General features: G+C 50.5%; 17 protein-coding genes. 9 read left to right on the top strand and 8 right to left on the bottom strand.

Annotation, left to right across the window (positions count from 1 at the left end):
- Positions 1–76 precede the first annotated feature (76 nt).
- Entirely contained in the window at positions 77–322 is a 246-nt protein-coding gene (locus H6F94_RS05560) for a hypothetical protein (RefSeq protein ID WP_190801234.1), read from the bottom strand.
- 212 nt (positions 323–534) lie between these two features.
- On the opposite strand from H6F94_RS05560, the gene H6F94_RS05555 reads away from it, so the two are divergent.
- From H6F94_RS05555 to H6F94_RS05545, 3 genes are all read left to right on the top strand, one after another.
- Positions 535–834 carry a hypothetical protein gene (locus tag H6F94_RS05555; protein WP_190801233.1) on the top strand — a complete coding sequence of 100 codons (300 nt, stop codon included), beginning with the start codon at positions 535–537 and terminating at the stop codon, positions 832–834.
- A 71-nt stretch (positions 835–905) separates the two neighbouring features.
- The gene (locus H6F94_RS05550; protein WP_190801232.1) at positions 906–1,112 is read left to right on the top strand and encodes a hypothetical protein; all 207 of its coding nucleotides are present in this window, start codon (positions 906–908) and stop codon (positions 1,110–1,112) included.
- 369 nt (positions 1,113–1,481) lie between these two features.
- Positions 1,482–3,935 (top strand): hybrid sensor histidine kinase/response regulator, encoded by a 2,454-nt coding sequence (locus H6F94_RS05545; protein WP_190801231.1) that lies wholly within the window; start codon positions 1,482–1,484, stop codon positions 3,933–3,935.
- Positions 3,936–3,971: 36 nt separating this feature from the next.
- On the opposite strand, the gene ppsA is transcribed toward H6F94_RS05545, so the two are convergent.
- On the bottom strand, positions 3,972–6,497 hold the full coding sequence (gene ppsA, locus H6F94_RS05540) for a phosphoenolpyruvate synthase (protein ID WP_190801230.1): 2,526 nt from the start codon (positions 6,495–6,497) through the stop codon (positions 3,972–3,974).
- A gap of 496 nt (positions 6,498–6,993) precedes the next feature.
- Here ppsA and ptsP point away from each other — a divergent pair, with 496 nt between their 5' ends.
- The 3 genes from ptsP to H6F94_RS05525 all read left to right on the top strand — a co-directional run bounded on the left by ptsP (position 6,994) and on the right by H6F94_RS05525 (position 12,396).
- Positions 6,994–9,462, top strand: a complete 2,469-nt coding sequence (ptsP, locus tag H6F94_RS05535; protein ID WP_190801229.1) for a phosphoenolpyruvate--protein phosphotransferase — start codon at positions 6,994–6,996, stop codon at positions 9,460–9,462.
- Between the two features lie 82 nt (positions 9,463–9,544).
- Entirely contained in the window at positions 9,545–10,483 is a 939-nt protein-coding gene (gene pfkB / locus H6F94_RS05530; protein WP_190801228.1) for a 1-phosphofructokinase, read from the top strand.
- A gap of 104 nt (positions 10,484–10,587) precedes the next feature.
- Positions 10,588–12,396 (top strand): PTS fructose-like transporter subunit IIB, encoded by a 1,809-nt coding sequence (locus H6F94_RS05525; RefSeq protein WP_199320229.1) that lies wholly within the window; start codon positions 10,588–10,590, stop codon positions 12,394–12,396.
- On the opposite strand, the gene H6F94_RS05520 is transcribed toward H6F94_RS05525, so the two are convergent.
- Positions 12,393–12,623, bottom strand: coding sequence for a hypothetical protein (locus tag H6F94_RS05520; protein ID WP_190801227.1), 231 nt, complete (start codon positions 12,621–12,623; stop codon positions 12,393–12,395). The two genes, H6F94_RS05525 and H6F94_RS05520, sit on opposite strands and share 4 nt — an antisense overlap.
- A gap of 811 nt (positions 12,624–13,434) precedes the next feature.
- On the opposite strand from H6F94_RS05520, the gene H6F94_RS05515 reads away from it, so the two are divergent.
- The 3 genes from H6F94_RS05515 to H6F94_RS05505 all read left to right on the top strand — a co-directional run bounded on the left by H6F94_RS05515 (position 13,435) and on the right by H6F94_RS05505 (position 14,388).
- Positions 13,435–13,638, top strand: coding sequence for a DUF2949 domain-containing protein (locus tag H6F94_RS05515; protein WP_190801226.1), 204 nt, complete (start codon positions 13,435–13,437; stop codon positions 13,636–13,638).
- Between the two features lie 107 nt (positions 13,639–13,745).
- Entirely contained in the window at positions 13,746–14,009 is a 264-nt protein-coding gene (locus H6F94_RS05510) for a hypothetical protein (protein WP_190801225.1), read from the top strand.
- A gap of 232 nt (positions 14,010–14,241) precedes the next feature.
- Positions 14,242–14,388, top strand: coding sequence for a MarC family protein (locus H6F94_RS05505; protein ID WP_190801224.1), 147 nt, complete (start codon positions 14,242–14,244; stop codon positions 14,386–14,388).
- Positions 14,389–14,407: 19 nt separating this feature from the next.
- Here H6F94_RS05505 and H6F94_RS05500 read toward each other — a convergent pair whose 3' ends face one another.
- From H6F94_RS05500 to H6F94_RS05480, 5 genes are all read right to left on the bottom strand, one after another.
- Entirely contained in the window at positions 14,408–14,785 is a 378-nt protein-coding gene (locus H6F94_RS05500; protein WP_190801223.1) for a hypothetical protein, read from the bottom strand.
- 13 nt (positions 14,786–14,798) lie between these two features.
- Positions 14,799–15,845, bottom strand: a complete 1,047-nt coding sequence (locus tag H6F94_RS05495; protein WP_190801222.1) for a ParM/StbA family protein — start codon at positions 15,843–15,845, stop codon at positions 14,799–14,801.
- A 396-nt stretch (positions 15,846–16,241) separates the two neighbouring features.
- Complete coding sequence (locus H6F94_RS05490) at positions 16,242–16,976, bottom strand: glutathione peroxidase (protein ID WP_190801221.1); 735 nt, start codon at positions 16,974–16,976, stop codon at positions 16,242–16,244.
- Between the two features lie 107 nt (positions 16,977–17,083).
- Positions 17,084–18,577, bottom strand: a complete 1,494-nt coding sequence (locus H6F94_RS05485; RefSeq protein WP_242041018.1) for an alpha/beta fold hydrolase — start codon at positions 18,575–18,577, stop codon at positions 17,084–17,086.
- Between the two features lie 92 nt (positions 18,578–18,669).
- Positions 18,670–19,371 (bottom strand): J domain-containing protein, encoded by a 702-nt coding sequence (locus tag H6F94_RS05480; RefSeq protein WP_190801220.1) that lies wholly within the window; start codon positions 19,369–19,371, stop codon positions 18,670–18,672.
- Positions 19,372–19,439: the final 68 nt, after the last annotated feature.

The following is a 19,439-nucleotide window of genomic DNA, read 5'->3' as shown; positions in this document are numbered from 1 at the left end:
GGAGAATGATGAATAATTTGGTTTTAGTCATTGAAGTGATATCCAGAAAGCCTATGCTACAGGAGCCAGTTCTTCCTTAGTCAAGCCGACGGATCCTGCTATCTTGATTGAAATGGTACAGCCCCTTTACCTGTACTGGCTTTCCTTCAGCAAGGTGCCACAGGATCCCCAAAATATCCATTTCGATATATTCTACTGATTGAAAGGCTTGTGACTGTCTAGCAGCTTTGCGAGAGCTAAAACCAATGGCTGCTAAAGCGACCAAGCCTTTCAATTCTAGAATTTTTATGGTTGGAAAAAGAGCAAGAGATAGCCTATCCAAACCGTGCAGGCTCTAAATAAGTTTGGTTTTCTTTACTCTCAGAAATATTCTTGAGAGTAACTGATTCTGAGATTTTAATGTAAATTCATGAAACTATCGTAAAGTTTTGAGCTTTGCTGCGTCGTGTTTAGATGTATATGACAACGTAAAGCCTTAAGCATAGAAAAGTTACCTGAGTTCATCTATAGAGCTCCATAAGCAAAAGGAGACTGATGAAAGGAATCACGTTACTGCGAGAGGAAGTTAGGGCTCTCCAAGGCAACTTAGAACAGCTTTATTCCCAATGGGAAACGCTCATTCAAGAACCTCTACCCTGCATCGGCAATTCGGAGCAGAGAGTCCAGTTAAGGCCAATGATCTTTGCCAAAGCTTTAGGCAGAATGGCCTTGCTGGAGAAGTTAAACAAGTCTATCGCATCTCTCGAAGCCAGCCTTTTAGACAAGCAGTCTGAGCTAGCCCAAGCTCAGGATGAGCTGGCAAGTGTTTCAGGTAATCACGCTGGCAAAGCCTAGCTGAAGCCAGTACGCTTGCTCAAAGTGACAGCGGTTATCAATGATTTTGTGTTGAAGGAGGAATTGTTTTCATGTCAGAAGAATCGTCTGATTTATGTGGATTTCTCAAAAACCTAGTGGAGACTCACGGTCTGTCCCGAGCCGTGACGCAGCTATCCTGGCTCTACTCAGATAAGCTAATCGAGTGCCCTCAGCTGACTAGTGGTAACTTGTGTCCCATGCATTTATTGGTCTTAGAAACTAACCTCAATAATCAGGGCTCTAGCGAGGGTCGCTAAGCTTGTAAGGATCAGCCGAGTGTTGCCTGCTTAAACTAAAGGGCTAGCAGGCTCAAGTGTAAATCTCTAGAGCCTGCTACGCCTTGTTAACCCTCTTGCTTATAGCCATCTCCTTATAGCTATCCAAGTCTCTACCACTCATGCTTTTATTCTGAGAGGAAATTAAGAAGGGGTACATTGGCCTGACGCAATTTAGCAAGCTCACTTTAATCCAGAAGACTTTACTTGACAGCCCATCTGGAACTGCTCCTGATGATCAGCTTGTCGATCGACCTGAACTTAGAAATATTAAGAAATGCATCAGTTTTTTATCCCTGATTGATATCATTACAGGACGGTAACGTCCAATGGTTCGAGAGACCTAGAGATATGAGTCGCGGGAAAGCCAAAAAAGGCAAGCAAGAGGCTCAGCGGGGGCTTACCCAGGAAGCGCTGCTCAACCGGATGACTAACCGCATTCGTCAGTCTCTAGAATTGCAGGAAATCTTGACGGCCACAGTCGTTGAGATCCGCTCCTTTTTGCAGACGGACCGGGTTCAAATCTATCGGTTTCGAGCTGATGGCAGTGGTGAGGTCATTGCGCAATCTGCGAATCAGGAGCGTTTGCCCTCGTTGATGGGCTTGAGTTTTCCTGCTGATGATATTCCTCCGATCTCCCGAGAGCTGTTCGTCAAAGCTCGTCAACGGGTCATTGTCGATGTTCAAGCGCAACTCAGCATCATTAGTCATCTCGATTCTCCAGAAACTGGTGAAACTCTGGTGGTCGAGGACGTTCGTTACTGCCCCGCCGACCCTTGCCATCTCGAATACCTGGCAGCCATGGGGGTTCAGTCATGTCTGGTTGTGCCCATCCTGTATCACAAGCAGCTTTGGGGATTACTAATTTCCCATCACTCTAGGACCCGAGAGTATTCAGAACGGGAGCTTCAAATTGTTCAACTGCTGGCAAATCAGGTCTCAATTGCGATTTCCCAATCCAAGCTACTGAGTCAGGCACGAGAGCAGGCCCGCCAGGAAGCCACGATTAGCAAAATTGCCACCCTCCTGCATGCCTCTACTAAACTCCAGGAAGTTCTCCCAGTTGTTCTGCGGGAAACGGTGCAAGCGCTAGAGGGCACCAGTGGCAGACTTTATATCACCGCTGATGGTCTAAGTCAGATCAGTAGGCTCTACACCTATGGGCAACAGCCAATTCCCCAGCCCGAGACGGAAAATGAACTGATCGAAGACAGCGTTTGCTGGCAGCGATTTATGCATTTGAGCAGGGTATTGGGACAAGAGCAGCTCCTGTGGAGTCAGCCGGTTAACGATAGGGAAACCTTATCTCTGCAAGCAGTTAATGACCTTTACCATGAGCCTGAACTCCGTGCTCTGGGGCCAGCCTTTGCGCCGACTGAAATCCGAGGTCTACTCAGTGTTCCCTTGCAATACCGACAGAAACTGCTGGGATACCTGAGCATTTTTCGCAACGAAATTGAGGTTGAGACTCTGTGGGCTGGCCATCGAGATAGTGACGAGCGTCAACGGCTGCCACGCCGCTCCTTTGAAGCCTGGCGAGAACTCAAACGGGGCCAATCTCAGGAATGGACAAATGACGAAATCGAACTGGCACAAGCGCTGAGCAATCACCTAACCACTGCGTTGATGCAGAAGCGGCAAGAGCTGGAGAAGCAGAAGATGGAGGAGGAGCTGATTAAGGCGAGAAAGCTTGAATCGATAGGCATTCTAGCGGGTGGAATCGCTCATGACTTCAACAACATTTTGACGATTATTCTAGGCAATGTTTCCCTTGCCCAAATGGATGCTCATCCTGATAGTCAGATCTATGCCAGATTAACGGAGGCTAGGAAAGCATCGCAGCGAGCGAAGGACTTAACCCAGCAATTGCTGACTTTTTCAAAGGGTGGAGCACCTATTAAAAAGACAGCCTCGATTGCAGAGTTAATTAAGGATACTCTCGGGTTTGGCTTGAGAGGCTCAAATGTGAAATGTGAGCTTTCTATTGCAGAGGACCTCTGGCCAGTTGAGATGGATGAAGGCCAGATCAGCCAGGTGCTTAATAACCTAATTATCAACGCTAATCAGGCGATGCCTGACGGCGGAACTGTGCAGGTTAAGGTAGAAAATATAGAGCTTGAAGAAGAGAGTTTTCTACCTTTAGCAGGGGGGCAATATGTCAAGATCTCAATTCAAGATCAGGGGATTGGCATTCCTGAAGAACATCTTTCAAAAATTTTCGATCCCTACTTTACAACTAAACAAAAAGGTAGTGGCTTAGGTTTATCAACTTCTTACTCGATCATCAAAAACCACGGCGGCTTGATCGACGTAGAGTCTGAACTAGAAGTTGGTACTGAGTTCTGTATTTATCTCCCGGCCTCACAAAATCAGATTCTGGCTGAGGCAGAGGAGGAAAAAAACTCTACTGCTGGCAAAGGCAAAATCTTGGTAATGGATGATGAAGAAAAGGTGAGGGAGATTGCTGGCAAAATGCTCACTCACTTTGGCTATGACGTAGGTTTTGCTAAAGATGGATTAGAGGCAGTTGAACTCTACAAAAAAGCCAAAAAAGCCGACCAGCCCTTCGATGCTGTGATCATGGACTTAACCGTACCCGGAGGAGTAGGAGGCAAGGAAGCTATTAAGAAGTTGCTGAGATTTGACCCAGGCGTGAAAGCAATTGTTTCCAGTGGATATTCGAATGATCCACTGGTTGCTCAATTTCAACAGTATGGTTTTAGAGGGCTTCTGGCGAAGCCCTACGAGATCGAAAAGCTGCATGAGGTTCTCAGCAAAATTCTCACGGAAGACAAGAATAGCTGAGGATTTGCATCCAGTGCTCTCAGAAGAAAATTAGTGTCAAGAAGACTGGTCGAGAGCTGCTTCGGTCTTGGCAATTGCGAGTCGGGCCTTCAAGACTGAATCGGGATTCAGACTAATTGAATCGATACCTTGCTCGACTAAAAATCCTGCAAATTCAGGATAGTCACTGGGAGCCTGACCACAGATTCCAATCTTGCGATTGAACTGTTTTGCACAGGCAATCACTCGCTGTAGCTTGCGTTTTACCGCTTCGTCACGTTCATCAAATAGATGAGAAACCAGGGCAGAGTCCCGATCGAGGCCCAGGGTTAATTGGGTCAGATCATTGGAGCCAATCGAGAAGCCATCAAATATTTCGCTAAAGCGGTCGGCCAACTCAACGTTGCTGGGTAATTCGCACATGACGTAGACTTGCAAGCCGTTCTCGCCCTGTACTAGTCCGTGTTTTGCCATTTCTGCTAAGACTTTGCGTCCTTCAGCAGGTGTGCGGCAGAAGGGAATCATGGGAATCACATTAGTTAAACCCATCTCCTCCCGAACTCGTTTGAAGGCTTTGCACTCCAGGCCAAAGGCATCTCGATATTTGGGGTCGTAGTAGCGGGAGGCTCCCCGCCAGCCGATCATCGGATTTTCTTCTTCTGGCTCAAACTCTCTTCCCCCCAGCAGGTTAGCGTATTCGTTGCTCTTGAGATCTGACATGCGAACGATGACTGGCTTTGGATAGAACGCAGCCGCTAAGATGCCAATTCCTGACGCTAACTTATCAACAAAGTAGGTGGGTAAATCCTCGTACTGAGCGGTCAACTGGCTGATTTCCCACTTCGCTGCTTTGTCCTTAAGAGTGTCAAAATGCAGTAATGCTAAGGGGTGAACTTTGATGTGGTTGGCAATAATAAACTCGGTTCGCGCTAAGCCGACACCATCATTCGGCAGCAGCGACAACCTAAATGCCTCCTGGGGATTGCCAACATTCATTAATACCTGGGTGCGGGTGCGGGGCAAATTGCCTAATTCAAGTTCCTCGATCTCAAACGTCAATAGACCGTCGTAAACATACCCTTCTTCCCCTTCAGCGCAGGAGACAGTAACCTCCTGATCATCTCTCAAAATATCGGTCGCATTGTCACAACCCACTAGGGCAGGAATGCCTAATTCTCGGGCAATAATCGCAGCGTGGCAGGTGCGTCCACCCTGGTTGGTGATCACGGCACTCGCTCTCTTCATAATCGGTTCCCAATCAGGGTCAGTGCGAGTCGTTACCAGCACTTCTCCCTCTTGAAACTCATCCAACTTACGAACATCGACAATGGTTCGGACTCTACCCTGACCAATCATTTCGCCCACTGCCCGACCGGTGAGCAGCGGTTGAGAGTGTTTCGTGCCTGTGAGTCTATAAGTCTTGAGAATGTTGTTGGTCTTCTGAGAATGGATAGTCTCAGGCCGAGCTTGCACAATAAACAATTCGCCAGTTGCCCCATCTTTTGCCCACTCGATGTCCATTGGGCTATAAGCTTCTCGAACTCTGGAATAATGATCCTCAATGATGCAGGTCCATTCCGCAAGCTTGAGAATTTCATCATCGTTGAGGGCATATCGGGCCTGCTCTGCTTTAGAAACTAGAACGTTTGACGTCGGCTTGCTGCCACCGATGTCATAGGTCATTTTGATTTTTTTGCTGCCCAGTCGCTTTTCTAGGATGGGACGAAAGCCTTGCTTGAGCGTGGGTTTGAAGACAATATACTCGTCAGGGTTCACCACTCCTTGCACGACATTTTCACCCAAGCCATAGGCTGCAGTCACCAGAGCCGCGTTTTTGAACCCAGTTTCGGTATCGATCGAGAACATCACGCCAGAGGAGGCTAGGTCAGAGCGCACCATTTTCTGTACCCCGACCGAAAGCGCAATCTCGAAATGATCGAAGCCTTTGATCGTGCGATAAGAAATAGCCCGATCGGTAAATAGGGAAGCAAAGCACATGTGGCAAGCTTCCAACACGCTATTGATGCCGTTTATATTGAGGTAGCTTTCCTGTTGTCCGGCAAAGCTGGCATCGGGCAGGTCTTCTGCTGTTGCACTGGAGCGAACAGCTACATCGACACCACTGTGTCGGCTTATACAGGCTTGCAATTCGTCCCCGACTAAGCGGTCGCACAGGTCTACGTTGACTCCATAACGTTGGGACAACTGCACATAGGCGTTAAGGATGGCCTCTTCTAAATCGGCTGGAAAAGGTGTGTCCAGAATTAAGGTTCGCGCTTGTCGCCCCCGTTCTCGTAAGTTGTTGACATTTTCAACGTCTAGCTCTGCCAATAAGCGCTGCAAACGCGCTTTTAGGCCTGCTGATTCTATGAAGTAACGGAACGCGTGAGAAGTGGTTGCAAAGCCCGTGGGAACGTTTACACCTTGGGGGGAGAGCTGCCGAATCATCTCTCCCAGCGATGCATTTTTACCTCCCACTAAGGGCACATCGACGATGCCTACTTGCTCAAACCAGAGCACCAGCGCTTTCTCTTTAAGTTCTTGATTTAAAAGAGGAATGTCTAGTTTTTTGGAAGTAAACATCTCACTTTCTCCTGTTAGTATGATTCAATGGCTCGCATTATTTGAGATGCGACAACAAAGATGAAGACAAGCTCCAAAACCGAACTTCTTTAAACTGGCTTGCGAGATTTTGTCTCGCAAACAGAGTGCTCAGAAGTTATTCAAAAAAACTATCAACGCATACAAGCCTTAGATCAGCGAGTCTAACTCACCTCCTAGGCTGGCATGTATTAAGACTTCTTAAGCTTTGCCCTAGTCTATCAACTGGCTCGCCGTTATTTGATCTTTGCTGATCTTACAAAAGATTAAACGAGCTAAAAAATTCAATCTTTAGCTCCTACCATGAATTTATATACCAATTCCATCCTTTCTCGATCCCCTAGAATTAAAGTCCTCTTTCTCTCGAGATCTGGCCTTTTACTTGCCAGACCAGGCTAGAAGCAGACTTCAGCCTTTGCAAAGCTTTTGCAGGATTGCGAAGGCGGGTTTTGACGTTCGTAATTAGTTTTGAAATGACATGATGAATCTGAACAAGGGCAATATCAAGCTTAAGGCAGAGGCAGTCAACAAAGCTGATGCTATACGTCAGGCCGGTACCCTGCTAGTTGAAAACGGCAACATGAAGACGGAATACATCACTAGCATGATGGAAAGGGAAAAGGTTGCTCATACCTATTTGGGCAACGGGATTGCCATTCCTCATGGCTTACCCAAAGACCGGAATTTAATCGCGCAAACTGGTATCTCAGTGGTGCAAATTCCGGCTGGGGTAGAGTGGAATCCTGGAGAGCGGGTTCATCTAGTCGTCGGCATTGCCGCTAAGTCAGATGAGCATATCGAAATTCTCTCTAATCTCACCCATATTTTGGATGATGAGGCAACCGTTCAACGTTTGTCTAGAACTACCAACCCAGACGATATTATCAACTGCCTGGTTAACCCAACCAGTAATGACAATAACGGCAAAGCTTTAGCGAACTTAGAAAATACTGAGTCTGACTTTGCCAAGTTTGTAGATGTAGCGATTCAGGGCAATACAGGTTTGCATGCTCGCCCAGCCACGGTTTTAATCAATCTGGCTAAGGAGTTTGAGTCAGAGATTCGAGTGCGTTACCGAAACCAGACAGCGAATGCGAAAAGCTTGGTCTCGCTGCTGAAACTGGGTGTTGAAGGCGGTCAAACGATTCGCCTGATGGCGCAGGGAGCCGATGCCGATCAAGCGCTGCAAACTCTGAAACGTGAAGTCGAATCAGGTTTGGGTGATGAAGCGGAGGAGATTTCAGCTGTCAGCTTAGGACGAAGGCTGGAGTTTGAATCCGCAGCAATACCGGGCATTGCAGCTTCACCGGGCTTGGCAATTGGACCGGTCTTTCAACTTAAGCGGGGCAAGGTTGTGTTTGAGGCTGTGGCCAAAGACCCAGCAGCCGAGGAAACTCGCCTACGTCAGGCGGTAGAAACGGCCAAAGCACAGTTGCGCGAACTCTACGAGGATGTGAAGGCGCGTTCTGGTACGGGCAAAGCCTCAATTTTTCTGGCGCATCAGGAATTTTTGGATGATCCAGAACTGGTGGCAGGGGCAAGGGCGCAGTTGCAGGACCATCGCAGTGCTGCTTGGGCTTGGCAGCAGGCCTACGAACAACGGGCTCAAACCCTAGAACAGCTTAAAGATCCTTTATTAGCCGGCCGGGCAACCGATCTGCGCGACGTGGGGCGGCGCGTGCTGCGGCTGCTAGCAGACAAGGTGGAAGATGAGCTGACCTTACCCGAATACCCCGTGATTCTGATTGCGGAGGATTTGACACCATCGGACACAGCGAGTCTAAATCCGCAGTTGACCTTGGGCTTTTGCACAGCCTACGGTGGCCCCACCTCGCATAGCGCAATTATTGCCCGCTCCTTGGATATCCCAGCCATTGTTGGTGCAGGTCCTGCGATCCTCAACTTGGCTGATGGGACCGCCTGTATCCTCGACGGCGAAAGTGGAGGGCTCTATCCCCATCCCTCGCAGGCTGATCTAGAGACTGCCAAAACGGCGCAGCAGGATTTGCAGGCTATTCGGGAAGCAGAAAAGTTGGCGTGCTACCAACCTGCGCTGATGACCGACGGGCATCGGGTAGAGGTGGTTGCCAACATTGGCGCAGCTGCTGAAGCAGAACAAGCCGTGAATGCGGGGGCAGAGGGGATCGGGCTGTTGAGAACCGAGTTTCTGTTCCTGAATCGCTCGGAGCCGCCCTCGGAGGAGGAGCAGTTCGCGGCCTACAGCCAGATGACCCAAGCCCTCAACGGCTTGCCTCTAATTATCCGAACCCTAGATATCGGTGGCGATAAAGCGGTTCCCTATCTTAATTTGCCAGCAGAAGAAAATCCTTTTTTGGGAATCCGAGGCATTCGGCTTTGCTTGCAACGTCCAGACTTGTTTAAGCCTCAACTGCGCGCGATTTTTCGAGTTGCTCACACTGGTTCGGTCAAGATCATGTTCCCGATGATCGCTACGCTTGAAGATTTACAGGCTGCCAAGACAATTGCTGAGGAAGTTCGTTTAGAAATTGGCGCGGAGCCTATAGAAATCGGCATGATGATCGAAGTGCCTTCTGCGGTGTTGATGGCGCCTGAGTTTGCTCAAGAAGTCGATTTCTTCTCAGTTGGCACTAACGATTTGACTCAGTACACTCTGGCCATGGATCGGGGCCATCCCGCCTTAGCTAAACAGGCTGATGGCCTGCATCCGGCGATTCTACGGCTAATTGATCAAACGGTTCGAGCTGCAAATGGGGCCGGTAAGTGGGTTGGTGTCTGCGGCGGCATTGCCGGTGATCCTAAAGGGGCAGCTATCTTGGCAGGGCTCGGCGTCAGCGAGTTAAGCATCAGCATTCCTAGCGTGGCGGCGGTTAAGGCGAAACTACGCAGCCTCTCCCTTGGGCAAACGCAAGTATTAGCGAAACGCGCTTTGCAATGTCGCAATGCGCAGGAAGTTCGTGCCCTGTAGGCCAATCCTGCGAGATGTGTTCTGCACAGCATCGCTTTGCTGAAGCAACGGCGTCGCGATCTCGCATTAAAAGAAGAGAATCATGAGTCCCAAAATTGCCACAATTACCCTAAACCCAGCTATTGATCAGACGGCTTCGATTGCCAATTTCAGAGCTGGCGAAGTCAATCGGGTGGAATGGGAACAGGCCGATCCCGGCGGTAAAGGTGTAAATGTCGCCTCATTTTTGACAGGTTTTGAGTTCTCAGTCACGGTCTCGGGTTTCCTGGGCAAGGACAACGCAGAACTGTTCCAAAGCTTCTTCGCTCAAAAAGGTATCCAAAACCGATTTATTGCCATCCCTGGCAAAACTCGGGTCAATGTCAAAATCATTGATGCCGCACAAAATCAAGTTACAGATATTAACTTCCCGGGGCAAGCTGCGAGCGTCAATGACGTGGCTATGCTGCAACAAATCATTGATGAGTTGGTAGCTGATCATGATTGGTTTGTGCTATCTGGCAGTATCCCGGCTGGGCTGCCTACTAGCATTTATGGGGAGCTTGTAGCTCGACTGAAAGCGCAAGGCAAAACTGTGGTTCTAGATGCCAGTGGTGAAAGTTTTCGCCAAGCCATTCCGTTTGCACCCTATGCGATCAAACCCAACCTTGATGAGTTGCAAGAGTTATTTGGCAAGGCATTAGAGACCGAGGAGGCGATTGCCCAAGCTGCTCAAGACCTTTTGGCCAAAGGCATCCAGTGCGTTGTCGTGTCGATGGGGGCGAGAGGGGCGATTTTTGCGGAAGCAACTGAAGCCGTGGTGGCTCGTCCTCCCCAAATCGAAGTGGTCAGCACGGTGGGCGCAGGCGATGCGATGGTTTCGGGCTTGGTCACCGGCAAGCTTCGGGGGTTGGCTCTTGCAGATTGCGCGCGGCTGGCAACTGCTTTTTCGATGGGCGCGTTGAGCCAAGTCGGACCTCGATTACCTCCCAGAGAAACCATTGAGTCTTTTATGAATAAGGTCAGCGTGAAAACGCTGTAGCGCTATTCTCTGACCTTTTTGGCACTGCTTTGATGCTCTCGCTGACCAACAGAAAAAACCTTAACTCTACAACCGAATCAAATTGACAATTACTGACAACCATCATGAACTCTATTAAAAAAATTGTGGCAGTTACGGCTTGCCCTACTGGCATTGCCCATACGTTCATGGCAGCCGAAGCCCTTAGAAAAACGGCTCAAGTGATGGGCTATGACATCAAGGTAGAAACCCAAGGATCAGAAGGTGTCAAAACGCCGCTTTCAGCGGCAGATATCGCAGAGGCCGATCTGGCGATTATTGGCGCGGATATCCATGTAGATGCGTCCCGGTTCTCTGGTAAACCAGTCTATGCAACCTCAACCAGTCAGGCAATTCGTAACACCAAAGCCGTGATTGAAGAGGCGATTGCTGAGGCTGATCAGGAGAGGCAAGAAGACAGCGAACCCCTCGTTCCCACGCCTGAAGATCCGCCAATCCCTGTTCCGTCAGCGGCCCCTACTAGCACAGTCAAACACTTGGTGGGCATCACCTCCTGTCCCACTGGTATTGCTCATACCTTTATGGCAGCGGAGGCATTACGCAAAGCGGCGGTTGAACTCGGCCACGAGATTAAAGTAGAAACGCAAGGTTCGGTGGGGGCCAAAAATCAGCTAACTGCCGAAGAAATTGCTCAGGCCGATGCTGTGGTTATCGCTGCTGATACCCACGTAGACTTATCTCGCTTTGGTGGCAAGCGGCTCTATCAAACCTCCACCAAGCAAGCCTTGAAATCTGGAAAAGCGGTAATCGACTCAGCTCTGACCATGCCAGCTCCAGAAGCGCAAAGCACCAACGGGCAGGGAGGCTATTTACAGTCGGTCCAGCAGGTAAAAACAGAACAGTCAGCAAAGCGCTCCAGTCCCTACAAGCATCTCCTGACCGGAGTTTCCTACATGCTGCCTGTGATTGTTGCCGGGGGCTTAATTATTGCCCTATCTTTTGTCTTTGGCCTGAAGCCTGAACCTGGCAGCTTTGGTGATGCTCTGCTTCAGATTGGGGGCAAGTCTGCCTTTGCCTTGATTGTGCCGGTTCTGTCTGGTTTCATTGCTTTTTCCATTGCTGACCGTCCTGGTTTAGCACCCGGTCTGATTGGCGGCATGCTGGCGTCCAATCTAGGCATGGGTTTTCTGGGCGGTATCGTGGCTGGCTTTCTGGCGGGCTATATTGCTCTATTTGTGCGCGATAAAGTCAACGTGCCAGCCAACTTTGAAGGACTGAAGCCGGTCTTGATCATTCCCCTGCTCTCAACCTTAGCGGTTGGGCTGCTGTTGGTTTACGTGTTTGGCGCACCCGTCAAAGCCATTCTGGATGGTATGACGGCCTTTTTGCAGAGCATGGGGCAAACCAACGCCGTTATTCTGGGCTTGATTCTGGGCGGCATGATGGCGGTAGATATGGGAGGTCCGGTTAACAAAGCGGCTTATACCTTCGCCGTGGGACTCCTTGCCAGTAACGTTACTCAGCCGATGGCAGCGGTGATGGCAGCGGGTATGACGCCTCCCTTGGGAATGGCCCTGGCAACCCTGATGGCAAAACGCCAATTTACGCAAGAAGAACGAGAAGCGGGTAGAGTCGCAACCGTGCTGGGGATTTCCTTTATTACTGAGGGCGCTATTCCCTTCGCGGCCAAAGACCCAATTCGGGTGTTACCTGCTTGCGTTGCTGGTTCGGCAGTCGCTGGGGGGCTGTCGATGTTGTTCGGTTGTAGCTTGCGTGCCCCTCATGGCGGCATTTTCGTGTTGGCAATTCCGAATGCTGTAAGTCAAGGTGGGCTCTATGTGGTCGCAATCGCAATAGGCACCCTGGTAACAGGTCTCACGATGACCCAACTCAAGCGTTGGCAACCGAAAGCGGCGAAGCATCAGCCCGTTTAAAGGGCTAAGGCGTTGAAACGGGTTGTGGGACGCCGCCGGGTGTGACGTAGGGTGATTAAATTCTCCAGGGCTTGCACGGTTTCGTGACCTAACCCCCACTGGCTAGTAGTGCCGTTGCTAAATATCAGCTTCACTTGCAAAGTGCGAGCAGGAAGTTGAGAAATTGCACCGGTCAGCTGAGAAATATCAAACCGGCTGCTGCCAATACTACAGATTGCAGCCGGCACCTAGGTTGCTGCAGCATAGCTAAGATAGTCTCCCCAAGATGCGGCGACAGCATCTATCGATTGAAATGAGGCCATTGCCGATCTTCTGCAGACACCCCTTGCTTGGGAGCGGTAGTCTTGAGAGACTTTTCCATCTGGATGTGTGTTAGAGATTGGGAGGTAAGATGTTTAGTACCTTGTGGTTGAACAGTGGAAAGATAGTACCCCTCATTCTTGCCAAGACCCCGCACTGTGTACTGGGAATCGGAAGGGCCAATAGGGTTTGAGTTGGGCAGAGCCGGAGCTGGTTTTGCCGCTTTTGCCGCAGAGGCTAGGGTCAGACTTAGTAGCGCAGCGAGAGTCAGGGTTTTTAGTAATAAGCGCATTGGACTACTCCTAATAAGGATTGGGATCTGAACCGGTGAGGTTACCTTCCCCAAGAACTATGCTCAGTTTTCCTCTTCTTAGAAGCTTTGAACAGCTAAGATAAGCCATTTAGAAAACAACTTGATTTCTTGCCAAACCAATAGCCAAACGACATTGGCTGCTAGGGTATTCTTCAAAAAATTGTCGCTTTTAAGTTTCCTTTGTTGAAGCCAATCGGTTCACTCCAAGCGGGTCTCGCCTGTTCTTGTGACAGATCAACTGAGTTGAGTGACTGCTTTTGGCTTAGTTTCGGCTGGGTAGTGCTTAAGTTGAATTTTAAATTACGGCCTTACTGGCAGATCTTGCCTGTTCTCAAGGCTGTTGTAGCTCAATACTGAGTCCAGTGGTTTCCAGCGCTGCTTTCAGCTTTATAGAGAACGACCAGTATTCGTAAGAGGGTTTAATAATGATTCTGCAAAACAGCAAAACTCAGCTCGTCAACTTTCTACGGCAAAACTTGGCGCTGTCAGAAGACTCACTCAACTTAGCCCTGCGCCTTTCGGAGCAAGACCCTGGTCCCTTGCCCATGATTCTTTGGCAGTACGGTTTGGTCTCACTTCAACAGCTTGAGCAGATTTTTGACTGGTTGGAGCACTACACTCACGCCTAACCCAAGCCTGATTAGTAATAGAGCCGAGTCATTGACAGGCGTCCCTTACAAAATACTCGCTAACCCCTCAGATTCATCCTCAGATTCATAATTTTAGGAGAAAGACCATGAGCATACGTGTCAATAAAGCCTTGTATGCAACCGCTCTCAGTCTGGGATTGGCAGGGACGACCCTGATAACAGTTCAGCCAGCCGAAGCCTACTCTCGTAGTAATGTTGAGCTTCACCTCCATCCAGGAACTGCTGTTCAAGCGGACAGTGCTGCCAGCACATTAGGCGGGGCCGTCGCTGGAGTTGCAACGGGTAACATTACTGCCTCTCGGATCGTGATCATGCAGTCGGGTGTGCCGATTACGCTTTATGGCCGCTAAAGCGATCCCTTGGATGTCCTAAAGCTGTAATACCAATTCTCTAAATGAGAGCTACCAATCAAAACCCCACCGCCTACGGCTCCTCCCCTTAGCAGGGGGAGGTTGGGAGGGGTCGGTGTGTAGCGATTAAAAAGTGAGTTGGTATAAGTAGCATCTCAGCTCAAACTGGTTGCGGTGAGGTGCTACTTAACCGTACAGGTGCAGGTCTCATTCTCAGACAAGACCTACTGGGTTGTTCAAAGCTGGTAAAACAGACCTAGATATTGCCACCCGAATTCTAGGCCTGTTACTGGCTGCAGTTGGGGTTCAGTTTATGCTCAATGGCATTGCTGGTGCCACCAGCCACTTGATTAATCCTGCAATTACGGGCAACGGGTAAGAGCAAACCACGCCAAACATTAACGCAAAGCGTCAAGTCCTCGGCTGAATTTACTAAGTCTGCGCACTGGCGCTTCCTCCACCGGCGGCGGTGGTTCTGCAATCGGTTGTAGCGCAACAGGTTGTAGAGCAGCAGGCTGTACGGTCTGTACAGTAGACCCAGAGCCGGGTCCTGGCGCTGTCAGTACGGTTCGCCCTGAGCGAATCGCTTCCTCAAATGCCCTTTGATCCCGCTCTGCTCGCTCCCCGTATAAGTCAATCAGCCGCTCAATTGCCAGATTCATGCTGCTGACTTTGAACGCTTTTTTCAAGCTTTGCAGTTGCTCTTTGTAATTATCTTCAATCAGCAGCTTCAGCTTTTTCGTGGATTTTTGATTCGGTTCTAATGTGCCTGTCATGTTTCCAATCCCCCTAACCAACCTTGCGTAGCGGCGTGGCTCCTACGCCAGCAAAAGCTCCATACAGAGCCAAACCTCGGATATTGACATATTCAGGCTGATCTAAAATCACCCAGCCTTCGTTCACAGCGGCAATTTGCCGCATATGATTGGCGCCACCACCAAACAGGTAAATAGTTTCGACCAGCTCGATGCAGTGATCCCAATAGCGCAGCGCATCATCGACAGCGTTGATCATCCAACCACTGCGTAAAGCATCGTATTGAGCCTTGAAATCCACGCGTCGGAAGGTAGAACCAATCGCGTAAGTGCCACCCTTAATCGCTTCGAGAATCTGCTCGGGCTTGGCATGGCGATTGCCCAGAGCCTCGATAATTGCTGGGTTGCGAGCAATGTCTTCGGCAATGCGGCCTACACCTCGGCGCTCAACTACAAAACTGGTGCCCTGATAAATCTCACCGTTCGGCTTGACAACCATGCCTTGAATCGTGCCGGCACCTACGTCCAAATAGGCATTGTAAGAATCCGGCAGCAACAGATCCATTTGCTTGGTGTAGATGTATCCAGGAAATGCTTCAGGAACTACCACCAGATTCTTGATCAGTAGCTTGAATACTTTGCCGTTGCGACTGAGCTTGAAGTGCTTGCCCACGATCTGCTCGCGCAGCAATGCTTTGCCCGACTCATCTTTAGTGTCGAGCATCTGGAGTACTAGACAATCGATCGTGATTTCTGCGCCTTCCTCGCCATCGATCGTGGCAAGGGCCAGAATTGGGTAATAGGGCGTTTTATCGGGTGCCTTGAATGTGGCTCTGGCGTTGGGATATTCGTAAGCCTTGCGACCGACCACCACGTTGCGGCCATTGAGTTGCTCACAGTCGGATTCGAGGACTTGTAAGTAGACCGAGCCACCGAGGTCGCCCGTAACTCGCTCCCCGGGAATGATGTCAGCAGCCACTGAAGGCATTGCCTGAACTTCGTGATTGCCGGGTGGAATCCACTTCAGAGTACCGTTGCCAAGGTCTGCAGGGTAAAGGCTGATGTGCTTTTTAAGTGCCATAGGTCCCCAGGGAGGGTTAAACGAGAGTAAATCTGTGACTAAGTAATACTAATGTACTACTCCTGGGGCGGTCAAGTTGCCCTTTTGAGGGAAATTTTTTGGACACTCTCGAATTTTGGTGGCTTGGCTGAGCTAGCTCAGCCAAGCCGACGCTGGACCGTTTGGCCTGAAATCCCCTGATAGGGATAGAAACAGACGATTTCATGAGACCAGTTCATGAGGCCAGAAATTTAGGCCCGGAAAGTACCTCATTAAGGGCTGAGGAGCTGGAAAATCGTCCGCTCACCTCCGGTCCAGCAGCTTTCGCAAGAAACATGGTGTCGATTGCAAGTGCGCCGATTTTAAGAAAAGTAGGTCTTTCTTGAGGCAGCACTCCCAGTTAAACTTAGGTTTAACCTAGGCCGTTTTGAGATAGTTGGCCAAAGCTTCAGAATCGCCAATCAAGCGGCCATCAATAAAAACTTGGGGAACTGTTGTTGCTCCGGTAACCGCCTTGAGCGAGCGAGAAGTTGCATTCTCGCCTAAGGTGATTTCTTCGTAATTCAGTCCGTGCTCGGTCAGCATTTCCTTAGCTCGGGCGCAGAAGGGGCAGCCCACCTTGGTAAACAGGGAAACGCACTTCGGTTTCGAAGCCTGGGGATTAATGTGTTTGAGCATGGTTTGCGCATCTGAGACCTTGAAAGGGTCGCCGGGTTCATCAGGTTCAATAAACATTTTGTCAATCAGACCATCTTTCACCAGCATTGAGTAGCGCCAAGAGCGCTTGCCCAACCCCAGATCTGCTTTATCCACCAACATGCCCATACCATCCGTGAACTCGCCATTGCCATCGGGCATCATGGTGATGTTTTCTGCTTCTTGATCCTTTGCCCATTCATTCATTACAAAGGGATCGTTAACCGAAAGGCAGATAATTTCATCTACACCATTTTCCTTAAAGGTTTTAGCCAGCTCGTTGTAACCCGGTAGGTGTGTGGAGGAGCAGGTTGGAGTGAATGCCCCTGGCAACGCGAAAACAATGACGTTTTTACCCGTAAATAATTCATCTGTGGTCACGTCTTGCCATTGACCATTTTGGCGAGTACGAAAAGTGACTTTGGGAACTCTTTGGCCTTCACGGCTAGACACCATCAGTCTGACTCCTTGGCTATGAATTTCACTCTGAACTTCTCGGCGAGCTGTAAAGATTACCAATCGCAGCTTCCGAAATCTGCTTGCTGTGACGCGATTCCACCTAGTCAAGACGCTAGGGGAAAGACGGCAGCCAAAACCCAGCCGAAGAACAGGGCACTGCCCAAAGCGTAACTCCAAGCATCCCGGAGCAAGGCTGCGATCCAAACAAACATAGCCATCAACAGTGGAAATAACGGCAGCAACAGGTAAATAAAGCCCAATTGAGGCAGTAATTGAGTCAGCCAACCAAAGCCCACCACTAACACCACACTTTGCGCCAGCCACCACAGCAGACGCTCCGCCCCTCCAGCATGACGTTGGGCTAAGCCTGAGGCAAGGAACCAAGGCACACAGGCTACCGCGAGCAGGGGCCATAGGCGTAGCCGTCCTGCTAAGAGCCACCATTGCAGCCAAACTTCTTGTGCCATCACCCCAAAGGCAAGCCAAAGTAACCCGAACAGCACAGCGCCCACACCGAGGGCTGGCAGCGTGGGTCGGGGTAGGCGAAATAGGCTCGCCAGCCAGACCAGGCCAGCTACCAGAAACCAGAGACCGACAGCACCGCCGACCTGCACGCCTCCCAAACTCTCGAGTTGGATGCTACGGCTGAGCAACAGCAGCGCTCCACCGGCCAACAGAGGCGATAGCAGCAACCCACCCCAGCGTCTGAGGCGACTGCTTGTCACTTTGCTCTCAGGGACAATGGCCGTCAGGGTTGGTGCGAGGGCGCTGAGGCATAGCAACCAGGCCAGCAAATGCAGCCCATACCAGAGAAAGCGCCGGTCGATATAGGGCTGCATGGTAGCCTGGGCCGAGCGTAGCAGGTTAAAGGTCTGGTCGAGCCAGTTAAGCGCAGCCTGATGACTGATAGGCCGCAGGAGGATGGTGATGTGCTCAGCTTTAGGGATCAGCACAAAGGTCCGCCCCCGTCCCCCGGCTAAGTCGTTGTTTTCGCCACCCGCTGCCGCTAGCAGTCGTTGAGCATTGGCAACGAAACCCTGCTCCCAACTTCCGGCTTGCAGCATCAGATTGCGAGGGGTTTCGGGTGTGACTGCCGCACCTGTAGGGGAGATTGCAACCGTTGCTGCGAAGCGAGCTGGGTCTTGAATCGCCGCAGACATCACCGCACCACTGCCCATTGAATGGCCAAGGAGGGCTAGACGTTTGGGATCAACTTCGGGCTGCTCCAGGAGGGCAGCATAGGCGGTATCAAGATTTCTCTGGAGCGAAAGACGTTCTAGAGCAGCTGTGTTAGCACCGTGACCATCGAAGTCCCATAGCATCACTGCATAGCCAGACCGGGCCAGGGTGTAACCGTAGCCCAGCATTAACTGCTTGGAGCCAGCATAGCCATGCGCAATCAGAACCCCTGGTGCTTGGCTCGCCTGCTGCAGTGCCAGATACAGCATCGGCACGCCATCGTGCTCTAGGGAACGCACATTTAAGCCTGTGCGTGCAGCCAGCAGTCCCCACCAGGAAAGGGCAATCAGCAGAAGTGACAGGAGTAGCAGCAACCAGCGAGGTTGCGGCAGGCTAGCTTGACTCCAACGTGGGCTCAAAGGGGTATCCCCAGGGGCGAAACGGACTGAACCCACTTATAGCCCTAGAAGGGCCAGCCCCAGACCATTTAGCCTTAGACAGCTACGTAGGTCTACAGCCTCAGTTGGCGTTCGATGCGTCTGTAGTCTCGTTCAACCTCAGACCAGAGCTTCTGGTTGCGCGGGTCAGCTTGCAACGCTTTTTTGAGATAGACCCGCGCCTGCTCATAGCGCTTGCGGTCCAGGAGCTTTCTGCCCCAACCGTGGTAAGCCAGCCCCTGCCCTTGCTGAACTTCTGGATCGTCTTTAAAGCGATAGGCTAAGTCTTCGGCCAACTCAATAGCCTGCTGCCATTTACCCCGTTGCAGCAAACGCTGGAGCTGATTCAACTGTCGTCGCTTCCATTCGTTCTCCAATTGACTGGTCTGTGGAGAATGACTGGTTGGAGTTCGTTGTTCGGGATTGTGGATATGAAAGCGCACCTCGGTAGAAGCCGCAGTGGGTACTGATGCTCCTGCTGAGGGTGTTGTGGGTGCCGGGGAGGTTGAGACGGATGGACTGGTCCCGCTAGGGGGATGACCTTGTGACCGCTGCTGAAAAGCTGTGAGGAGAGCCTGATAAGCCAAGGCGACCTGCTTGAAGTGCGCTTCGGCAGTTGGATCACCCGGATTGACATCCGGGTGATATTGACGAGCCAGCTGCCGATAGGCGGACTTGATGTCTTGTTCTGTAGCTTCGTTGGTCAGGCCTAGCGTTCGATAACAGGCAGCCAGGTCAGAGGGTTCCATCACTTGAGTTCGTCTTTGAGAATCCATCTGTTTGCTAAACTAATCCAGTCAAGCTGGGTTTGGCTATTGATTGGCTTTGAGTTTCTAACTCTGAG

Source organism: Leptolyngbya sp. FACHB-261 (assembly GCF_014696065.1).
Classification (GTDB): domain Bacteria; phylum Cyanobacteriota; class Cyanobacteriia; order FACHB-261; family FACHB-261; genus FACHB-261.
The sequence above is the reverse complement of the archived record's forward strand: the minus strand, read 5'-3'. Positions and strand labels throughout refer to the sequence as shown.

What these genes read in the sequence shown, in the direction of transcription:
- ppsA (WP_190801230.1), bottom strand. Translation starts at nt 6,497, where the DNA reads ATGTTTACTTCCAAAAAACTAGACATTCCTCTTTTAAATCAAGAACTT.
- H6F94_RS05525 (WP_199320229.1), top strand. Translation starts at nt 10,588, where the DNA reads ATGAACTCTATTAAAAAAATTGTGGCAGTTACGGCTTGCCCTACTGGC.
- pfkB (WP_190801228.1), top strand. Translation starts at nt 9,545, where the DNA reads ATGAGTCCCAAAATTGCCACAATTACCCTAAACCCAGCTATTGATCAG.
- H6F94_RS05490 (WP_190801221.1), bottom strand. Translation starts at nt 16,976, where the DNA reads ATGGTGTCTAGCCGTGAAGGCCAAAGAGTTCCCAAAGTCACTTTTCGT.
- H6F94_RS05495 (WP_190801222.1), bottom strand. Translation starts at nt 15,845, where the DNA reads ATGGCACTTAAAAAGCACATCAGCCTTTACCCTGCAGACCTTGGCAAC.
- H6F94_RS05480 (WP_190801220.1), bottom strand. Translation starts at nt 19,371, where the DNA reads ATGGATTCTCAAAGACGAACTCAAGTGATGGAACCCTCTGACCTGGCT.
- H6F94_RS05510 (WP_190801225.1), top strand. Translation starts at nt 13,746, where the DNA reads ATGAGCATACGTGTCAATAAAGCCTTGTATGCAACCGCTCTCAGTCTG.
- H6F94_RS05545 (WP_190801231.1), top strand. Translation starts at nt 1,482, where the DNA reads ATGAGTCGCGGGAAAGCCAAAAAAGGCAAGCAAGAGGCTCAGCGGGGG.
- H6F94_RS05515 (WP_190801226.1), top strand. Translation starts at nt 13,435, where the DNA reads ATGATTCTGCAAAACAGCAAAACTCAGCTCGTCAACTTTCTACGGCAA.
- H6F94_RS05500 (WP_190801223.1), bottom strand. Translation starts at nt 14,785, where the DNA reads ATGACAGGCACATTAGAACCGAATCAAAAATCCACGAAAAAGCTGAAG.
- H6F94_RS05555 (WP_190801233.1), top strand. Translation starts at nt 535, where the DNA reads ATGAAAGGAATCACGTTACTGCGAGAGGAAGTTAGGGCTCTCCAAGGC.
- ptsP (WP_190801229.1), top strand. Translation starts at nt 6,994, where the DNA reads ATGATGAATCTGAACAAGGGCAATATCAAGCTTAAGGCAGAGGCAGTC.
- H6F94_RS05550 (WP_190801232.1), top strand. Translation starts at nt 906, where the DNA reads ATGTCAGAAGAATCGTCTGATTTATGTGGATTTCTCAAAAACCTAGTG.